This is a genomic window from Streptomyces sp. DvalAA-14 (assembly GCF_900091855.1).
Taxonomy (GTDB): Bacteria; Actinomycetota; Actinomycetes; order Streptomycetales; family Streptomycetaceae; genus Actinacidiphila.
The window spans coordinates 1-8,587 of sequence record NZ_FMCH01000168.1 but is presented as its reverse complement, the minus strand read 5'-3'; the positions used below and the strand labels follow the sequence as shown (position 1 = coordinate 8,587).

General features: G+C 73.5%; 6 protein-coding genes and 2 pseudogenes. 5 read left to right on the top strand and 3 right to left on the bottom strand.

All coding sequences use genetic code 11. From position 1 onward, the window contains the following. Positions 1 to 10: 10 nt before the first annotated feature. Together GA0115240_RS08255 and GA0115240_RS08250 are read left to right on the top strand one after the other, a co-directional pair. Positions 11 to 1,009: a helix-turn-helix domain-containing protein gene (locus GA0115240_RS08255; RefSeq protein ID WP_093735999.1), complete on the top strand. Its 999-nt coding sequence runs from the start codon at positions 11 to 13 to the stop codon at positions 1,007 to 1,009. A gap of 131 nt (positions 1,010 to 1,140) precedes the next feature. Continuing rightward, positions 1,141 to 1,371, top strand: a complete 231-nt coding sequence (locus GA0115240_RS08250; protein WP_093735998.1) for a DUF6296 family protein — start codon at positions 1,141 to 1,143, stop codon at positions 1,369 to 1,371. Between the two features lie 97 nt (positions 1,372 to 1,468). Here the strand turns inward: GA0115240_RS08250 and nhaA are convergent. Beyond that, positions 1,469 to 3,396: pseudogene (nhaA, locus tag GA0115240_RS08245) on the bottom strand (Na+/H+ antiporter NhaA). A gap of 291 nt (positions 3,397 to 3,687) precedes the next feature. Between nhaA and GA0115240_RS08240 the strand changes: the two are divergent. Next, on the top strand, positions 3,688 to 3,921 hold the full coding sequence (locus tag GA0115240_RS08240) for a hypothetical protein (RefSeq protein ID WP_093735997.1): 234 nt from the start codon (positions 3,688 to 3,690) through the stop codon (positions 3,919 to 3,921). Positions 3,922 to 3,946: 25 nt separating this feature from the next. After that, positions 3,947 to 5,123 (top strand): annotated as a pseudogene (locus GA0115240_RS08235) (SPFH domain-containing protein). Between the two features lie 96 nt (positions 5,124 to 5,219). Here GA0115240_RS08235 and paaK read toward each other — a convergent pair. Further along, positions 5,220 to 6,554, bottom strand: coding sequence for a phenylacetate--CoA ligase PaaK (gene paaK, locus GA0115240_RS08230; RefSeq protein WP_093735996.1), 1,335 nt, complete (start codon positions 6,552 to 6,554; stop codon positions 5,220 to 5,222). 157 nt (positions 6,555 to 6,711) lie between these two features. Then, positions 6,712 to 7,107: a CGNR zinc finger domain-containing protein gene (locus GA0115240_RS37910; RefSeq protein ID WP_256069606.1), complete on the bottom strand. Its 396-nt coding sequence runs from the start codon at positions 7,105 to 7,107 to the stop codon at positions 6,712 to 6,714. Positions 7,108 to 7,477: 370 nt separating this feature from the next. On the opposite strand from GA0115240_RS37910, the gene GA0115240_RS08220 reads away from it, so the two are divergent. Continuing rightward, a complete protein-coding gene (locus GA0115240_RS08220) occupies positions 7,478 to 8,473 on the top strand; it encodes a quinone oxidoreductase family protein (RefSeq protein ID WP_093735995.1) in 996 nt (331 codons plus the stop codon). The last annotated feature ends 114 nt before the right edge of the window (positions 8,474 to 8,587 follow it).

Genomic DNA, 8,587 nt, shown 5'->3' with positions numbered 1-8,587 from the left:
CGGCCCCGCCGTGCCGCGCCCGGGCGGCCGCCCGCCGGGCCGCCGGCACCTGGTAGCCCTGCTCGCCTTCGACGCGGTGCAACTCCTCGACGTGACCGGACCGGCCGAGGTGTTCACCACCGCCAACGCCCACGGCGCCCGCTACGACCTGCGGATCGTCTCCGCGACCGGCGCCGACATCGTCACGTCCGCAGGCGTGCGGGTCGGCGTCGACGCGCGGGTGGACGAGCTGCCGGCCCGGCTCGGCACCCTGGTGGTGCCCGGCCGGCCGGACTGGCGGGCGGCGGTGGCCGACCGGGAGCTGATCGGCCGGGTGACATCGCTGTCCGCGCGTTCGGACCGGACCGCCTCGGTGTGCGCGGGCGCCTTCCTGCTCGCCGAGGCCGGCCTGCTCGACGGGCGCCGGGCGGCCACCCACTGGCAGCTCGCCGCCGAGCTGGCCGGCCGCTATCCGCGGGTGAGCGTCGAGCCGGACCCGGTGTTCGTCCGGGACGGCACGCTGTTCACCTCGGCCGGGGTCACCGCCGGTATCGACCTCGCGCTCGCCCTCGTCGAGGAGGACCACGGCCCGGACCTGGCCCGGGCAGTCGCCCGGCAGCTCGTGGTCTTCATGGCCAGACCGGCCGGCCAGTCGCAGTTCAGCGCCCGCCTGGCGCCGCGCGAGGCCCGGCACCCGGTGCTGCGGCAGGTGATGGACGCCGTCGGCGCCGATCCGGCCACCGCCGGCTCCGTCGACCTGCTGGCCCGCCAGGCCGGGATCAGCCCGCGCCACCTGAGCCGGCTGTTCCGCACCGAGACCGGGATGACACCCGGCCAGTACGTGGAATCGGTCCGCCTGGAGGCCGCCCAGGTACTGCTCGAAGCGGGCAATGAACCGGTGGACACGGTGGCCGAGCGATCCGGCTTCGGGTCCGCCGAGTCGATGCGCCGCACCTTCCAGCAGACCCTCGGCATACCGCCCACCGTCTACCGGGCGCGCTTCCGCAGCACCGCCGCCCCGCTGCCGTGATCACCGTGTGTCACCGCTGGCCTGAGGTGGGCGGCAACGCCCGCGCCGGGGCATTATGGATAGGTCCGGCGAAAGCCCAGCGGAAGGGGGAGGTGCGGCGCGAGGTCCGCACCACCTGTCGGGAGGCACGCATGGAGTACCCGGAAAGTTACGAGCTCGTCTTCGACGTCGCCGAGGAAGGTGACGACACGGTGGCCGTCCACCGCACCGAGCAGGCCGGATCGGGCGGGGCGCCGATCTACGAGGACGAGACCGGCATCGTGCGCGCGGAGATCAGCGCGGACGGCGAGATCCGGATGGTGGCCAGCGGCGGCCAGCAGGCATCCGAGGTGCCGCGGGTCGTGCGCACCCTGAAGCAGTGAAAGCGACCGCGGGGTACGGTCCGGCGCCCGAAGGGGCGCGCCGGAGGCCGGCCCGCGACATCGCGCCCGCGGGCGGGCCGGCGCCGGCCACCGGGCGTCAGCCGTTGCGCCGCCGGCCCCGCCACCTGCTCTGCCGCTCGCCGCGCTCCACCAGCAGCACCCGGTCCTTGGCCGCCGTCACCGCCGCCGAAAGGCTCGCGATGTCGTAGGCCCCGTGGTGGCGGCGGCCGTTGACGAAGAAGGTGGGCGTGCCCGACACCCCGCTCTCGTCCGCCGACTCCACGTCCCGTATCACCCGCTCCCTGCCCGCGTGCGACCGCAGCGCCTGCTGGAACTCGTCCACGTCCAAGCCGACCTGCGCGGCGTACCGCAGCAGGCCTTGACGTTCAGCGCGTCCTGGTGCGCCATCAACTCGTCGTGCATCTCCCAGAACTTCCCCTGCAGGGCCGCCGCCTCCGACGCCTCGGCCGCGAGCTGGGCGTGCGGATGCACATCGGACAGCGGCAGATGCCGCCACACATAGCGCACGTCGCCGAAGTCGGCGAGCAACTCCCGCACCACGTCCTCGGCCTGCCCGCAGTAGGGGCACTCGAAATCGCCGTACTCCACCACCGTCACCGGGGCGTCCAGCGCCCCGCGGATGTGGTCGCGCTCCGGGTCCACCGGGTCGGCCAGGTCCACCACCGACTGGGCGGTGCCCAGCAGCGCCCGCGCCCGCCGCGCTTCCGGCAGCCGCTCGATGACCAGGGCCACCACCGTGGTGGCGAGCATGGCGAAGACCACCGCGCTCAGCACCCCGATCTTGGCCTGGTCCAGCTGCCGGCCGTGGAAGGCGAGGGTCGCGATCAGCAGGGACACGGTGAAGCCGATGCCGGCGATGGTGCCGCCGCCCAGCACCGCGCCCCAGCCGACCGGCGGCCGCAGCCGGCCCCGGCTCAGCCGGGTACTGATCGCCGACGCCCCGTAGATGGCGATCGGCTTGCCCAGGCCGTAGCCGAGCAGGATGCCCAGCGTGATCCGCGAGCTGAACGCCTCGCCCAGCAGTGTGCCGTTGATCGCGATGCCCGCGTTGGCGAGTGCGAACAGCGGCACGATGACGTAACTCGTCCACGGGTGCCAGATCCGCTGCAGCCGGTCGTTCGGCGACAGCGCCGAGGCGATGCCGAGCCGGGCCTCCCGCTCCAGGTCCGCGGTCGGCTGCTCGCGGAAGGAGCGGAACAGCCCGGTGGCCCGTTCCAGGTCGTCGCGGGAGGCCTGGTAGGCGTACGACATCATGCCGAAGACCAGGCCGACCACCAGCGGGTCCACGCCGGAGTGCAGGAACGCCACCCACGCCACGATGCCCAGCGCCCCGTACACCAGGCCGCGCCGCACCCCGGAGCTGCGCACGATCGCGACGACCACCAGCACGCCCACCCCCACCAGCAGCGGGGTCCAGGAGATGTGGTCGCTGTAGGCCACCGCGATCACCGCCAGCGCCACGAAGTCGTCCACCACCGCCACGGTCAGGATGAAGGTGTGCAGCCGGCGCGGGAAGCGCGAGCCGAGCAGTGCCAGCATGCCCAGCGCGAACGCGGTGTCGGTGGACATCGCGACGCCCCAGCCGTGCTCCGTGGACGTGCCGGAGTTCACCAGCAGGTAGATCAGGACCGGCACCACCATGCCGCAGATCCCGGCCAGCAGCGGCAGCGGGATACGGCGCCGGTCGCGCAGTTCGCCCAGGTCGAACTCGCGGCGGGCCTCCAGCCCCACCACGAGGAAGAACAACGTCATCAAGCCGCTGTTCACCCAGTCCCGCATGTCCAGGTCGACGCCGTGGTGGCCCACCCGGATCGACAGGTGGGTGTGCCATGCCGTCTCGTAGCTGCCCGGCGCGGTGTTCACCCAGATCAGCGCAGCCACCGTGGCCGCCAGCAGCACCGCGGCGCTGCCTGTCTCGGTGCGGATGTACGCCCACGCCGAGGCCACCGTGGTGCGCTCGTGCTCGGTCCGACCCGTCAGGGGTGTCGTGAAGCCCCGGAACATCCAACCTCCTGCCAGTGCATCTGCCTGCGCATACCCTGGCACGAGCGGGCGACGTACACGCGCCGAACCGGTGGCCGAATTCCTGCCGGTGACGGGCGCCGCCCCGGCCGGGCCGCCCGCCAAGGCCCCGCCCGCCCCTCCAACGGCCGCCCGGGTCGGGCCCGGGGCGGGAACCGGCGGCGCGCAGCGCGCGTATTCCGTAAGGACAGCCCCGACCGGGGAGCGTTTCCAGGTGGGAGGATGGTCATGTCGAACTATTCGGCACGGACGACGACGAGGGGGCGGCCGTCGATGGCACGGGACGACGCCGTGATCGGCTGCGCCGGGGAATTGATCATCGGCACCCGGGGGGTGGCCGGACCCGGTGAGGTCCTGGTCCGGATCCGGGGCGGCTCCGAGGCCTTCCTCGCCTGGTCCGACGAGCCCCTGCCGCGAGGTTCGACGGTGCTCGTGGTGGAATCCCGCGGCGCCCGGCAGGTGGACGTCATCGCGTGGGCAGACCCGCTGGAAGTGCCGGCCGACTGAGCCGCGCACACGAAGGAGACGAAGGATGTTCGGTTATCGCGTTCCCGCACCCGATGAGGCGATGCTGATCTCGGGCGGTCGACGAGGGTCTGGGGGGTGCGCCGTTCCGGGTGGTGACCGGCCACGGCAAGTTCGTGCCGCCCGTCTTCCGCAAGACCCGTTTCCTCACCCTGGCGATGTGCGAGGCCGAGGTCGCGGAGACCTGTGTCACCCGGCAGGGCATCGCGCTGAGTGTCACCGCTGTCATCGCCTTCAAGGTCGGCAACGACCACGAGAGCATTGTCAACGCCGGCCAGCGCTTCCTGTCCGACCAGGACCAGATGTCGGTGCTCACCGGCCGCATCTTCGCCGGCCATCTGCGGTCCATCATCGGCTCGATGACGGTCGAGGAGATCGTCACCGAGCGGCAGAAGCTCGCCACCGAGGTGCTGGAGACCTCCAAGACGGAAATGGCCAAGATCGGTCTGACCGTCGACTCACTGCAGATCCAGTCCATCGACGACGGCGCCACCGGCTACATCGAGGCGATGTCCGCGCCGCACAAGGCCGCCATCCAGCGGCAGGCGCAGATCGCCCAGGCGCAGGCCACCCAGGCGTCCGCCGAGGCGCAGCAGGCCGCCGCCCGCAACCAGGCCGAGTACGCGCGGCAGACCGCGGTCGTGCAGGCCCAGTACAACGCCGAGGTGGACCGGGCCCAGGCCGAGTCCGCGCAGGCCGGTCCGCTGGCCCAGGCGCACGCCCAGCAGGAGGTGCTCGCCGCCCAGACCGAGCTGGCGCTGCGCCAGGCGGAGCTGCGCCAGCAGCAGCTGGTCGCCGAGATCGTCAAGCCGGCCGAGGCCGAGGCCGAGCGGATCAGGGTGCTGGCCGTCGCCGACGCGGAGCGGATGCGCATCCAGGCCGCCGCGGCGGCCTCGCACGACCGGGTGGCGCTGGACCGGATGCTCATCGACCAGCTGCCGCTGATCGTCAAGGAGGCCGCGGGCGGCCTGGCCGGCGCCAACGTTAATGTGCTCAACGGCGCCGACGGCCTCAGCGAGATCGCGGCCGGCCTGGTCAGCCAGGGCCTGACCATCCTCGACTCGGTCCGCAAGAACCTCAACGGCGACGCCTCGGAGTCGGGCAGCGAGATAGCGCTGCGCGGACAGGCGGCCTCGAACGACGGGCGCGGCGGCCGGACGGACGGTCCGGTCACCATCGACTGACGGACATCTCGGGACCACGGCGGACGCGGTCGCGACAGCGGCCGGTACGGCCGGGCGCGCGGGCGGACATCCGGCCCGCACGCCCGGCCGCCGTCGTCAGTCCCGGGGGCGCAGGTCCTTGACCCGCTGGATCTTGCCGACCGACCGCTCCAGGGTCTCCGGGTCCACCACGGTCACCTCGACGGAGACGCCCACGCCGTCCTTGACGCCCCGGGCGATCGCCGCCGCCGCGCCCGCCCGCTGCTCGGCGCCCGCTCCCGCGCGGGCCTCGGCGAAGACCGCCATGTGGTCCAGCCGCCCGCGCCGGCTCAGCTCGATCCGGAAGTGCGGCGCCACCCCCGGCGTGCGCAGCACGATCTCCTCGACCTGGCTCGGAAAGACATTGACGCCGCGCAGGATGATCATGTCGTCGCAGCGGCCGCTGATCTTCTCCATCCGCCGGAAGGCGGGCCGTGCGGTGCCCGGCAGCAGCCGGGTGAGATCCCGGGTGCGGTAGCGGATCACCGGCATCGCCTCCTTGGTCAGCGCGGTGAGCACCAGTTCGCCCCCCGCGCCCTGCGGCATCACCTCGTCGGTGAGCGGATCGACCACCTCCGGATAGAAGTGGTCCTCCCAGATGTGCAGCCCGTCCTTGGTCTCCACGCACTCCTGCGCCACCCCCGGGCCGATCACCTCGGAGAGCCCGTAGATGTCGACCGCGTCGATGCCCAGCCGCTGCTCGATCTCCGTCCGCATGCCCTCGGTCCACGGCTCCGCCCCGAAGATCCCGACGCGCAGCGAGGTGCTGCGCGGGTCGACGCCCTGCCGCTCGAACTCGTCAAGCAGGGTGAGCATGTAGGAGGGGGTGATCATGATGATCTCGGGTGCGAAGTCCTGGATGATGCGCACCTGCCGCGCCGTCATGCCCCCGGAGGCGGGGATGACCGTGCAGCCGGCCCGCTCGGCGCCGTAGTGCGCGCCGAGGCCGCCGGTGAACAGCCCGTAGCCATAGGCGACATGGACCTTGTGACCGGGCCGGCCGCCCGCGGCGCGGATCGAACGGGCCACCACGTCGGCCCACAGGGACAGATCCGCCTCGGTGTAACCGACCACGGTGGGCCTGCCGGTGGTGCCGCTGGAGGCGTGCAGCCGCCGCACCTGGGACATCGGCACGGCGAACATCCCGAACGGGTACGCGTCCCGCAGATCCGCCTTGGTCGTGAACGGGAAGCGGGCCAGGTCGGCCAGCTCGCGGCAGTCGTCGGGACTCACCCCCGCGGCGTCGAACTTGCGCCGGTACACCTCGACATGGTCGTAGGCGAGCCGCAAGGTGCTCTGGAGCCGCTTGAGTTGCAGGGCGCGCAGCTCCTCGGGGCCCAACCGCTCCGCCGGATCAAGCAGTTCGGCCGGCACCGGTCCGGCCGTCCCTGTCCGCGCCGCCCCGCCGCCCATGACGATCTCCCTCGCACTCGTCGCCCGCACCGACCGACCGATCGTTCGGTGCGACGTCACGCCTAAAGAATCAGCATCGGCAGGGGCTGTCAAGGCCGGCGGCACGCTCCTGCCACCCGGTCGCCACCGGCCTCTCGACCGCCGGGCGAGCGGGCCGTCACGGGCGGCGGGCGCGGGTGCGGTAGCCGGCGATCTTGGCGAGGTTGCCGCAGCGGTCCATCGAGCACCAGCGCCGGCGCCGGGCCTGCGAGTCGTCGAGGAAGAGCAGCGAGCAGCCGGGATTCCCGCATTCCTTGACCCGCCCGGCCAGTGGACCGCCGAGCAGCGTCACCGCGTCCCGGGCGACGGTGGCCAGCGCGGCGCCGCCCCCGCCGGGACCGGCCGGCCGGCGCAGGGACAGGCCCCCGCCGTCCTCGGCGAGCCGTGGCACCAGGTCGGGACCGGCGGCGGCCTCGTTGACGGCCTCGACGTCGGCGCGCCGCGGGGCCCGGGCGGCCACGGTGTCCACCACCAGGCGGTACAGCGCCTCGCGCAGCTCCCGGGCCGCCGCCACGGTCTCCCTCGGTCAGCGGCGGTTCGCCGTCGCCGCGCAGACCGGCCAGCCGGAACCAGCGGGCGAGGGCGGCCGGGTCGGGCAGCCGCTCGGTGGGCGCGGTGCGGCGTTTGCCGAGGGTCGCCACGAAATCCAGGCAGGGCCGCCCGCCGACGAACCGGAACGGCCCCCGGACTCCCCCCGCCTCCTCGGACGCGTCGGGCTCCTCCCGCTCGACCGGCCCCACGGGTCAGCCGGTCCGGCCGGTTCGGCGGCGCGGCGCGCGGCGGATTCGCTGGTCACCCCACGACGGTAGCACTTGACACCGGTTCATACGGTGTCGGAAGGTGGGCGCCGGATCAACCGGCCCCGGCGCAGGAACAGGTGGCACATGCGAGCGATACGGATCGACGCGTTCGGCGGACCCGAGGTCCTGACCCCGGTCGAGCTGCCCGACCCGGTGGCGGGACCGGGTGAGGTCCTGATCCGGATCGCGGCCGCGGGGGTGAACCGGGCGGACGCGCTGACCCGCGCCGGCACCTACCACCGGGCCGGAAAGCCGCCGCTGATCCCCGGGCTGGAGGCGTCGGGCACCGTGGTCGCGGTGGGGGAGGGCGTCGCGGACATCACCGCCGGGCAGCGGGTGATGGCGCAGGGCGCCGCGAACAGCCCCGGCTTCTACGCCGAGTTGGCGGCCGTGCCCGCCGAGCGGGTGACCGCGCTGCCGGACGGGGTGGATCTGGCGTCCGCGGCGGGCCTGCCGATCGCCTGGCTGAGCGCCTGGTACTGCCTGCACCGCTTGGGCGGGCTCGCCGCGGGCCGGACCGTCGTCGTGCAGGCCGCGGCCAGTGGAGTCGGCAGCGCGGCGGTCCAGATAGCGGCGGCGGCCGGCGCCCGGGTGATCGCGGTGGCGGGTTCACCGGCCAAGACGGCCTGGGTGGCCGGGTTCGGCGCCCACCACACGGTGGACAGCTCCGCCTTCCCCGGTGACGCGGCCGTCGACGAGGTGCTGCGGCTGACCGGCGGCGCCGGCGCGGACCTGGTGCTCGACACGGTCGGCGGCGACGTCTTCGCCCACAGCCTGCGCCAGACCGCCTTCGCCGGCCGGGTGGTCGCCCTGTCCAACGTGGCGCTGCGGCCCAGCACCGTCGACACCCGCGACTTCTACCCCAAGAACGTCTCCATCCACGGCTTCCAGCTCACCGGCCTGATCGAGCACGGCTACGATCCCCGACCCGATCTGCGCACCGTCGCCGAAGCGGTCGCGGACGGCACCTTCCGGATCCCGATCGAGTCGGCCTTCCCGCTGCACGAGGCGTCCCGCGCGCACCGGCGCCTGGAGGACCGCGCCAACCTCGGCAAGATCATCCTCACCGTGCAGGAGTGACGGGACTCGAACCCGCGGCCACCCCCGGCCCGCGCCGGGCCCTTCCACCAGGCGCCCCACCAGGCCCTCCACCGGCCGCTCCCCGATGGCGGCCGGGGCGGAGCCGGGATAGGA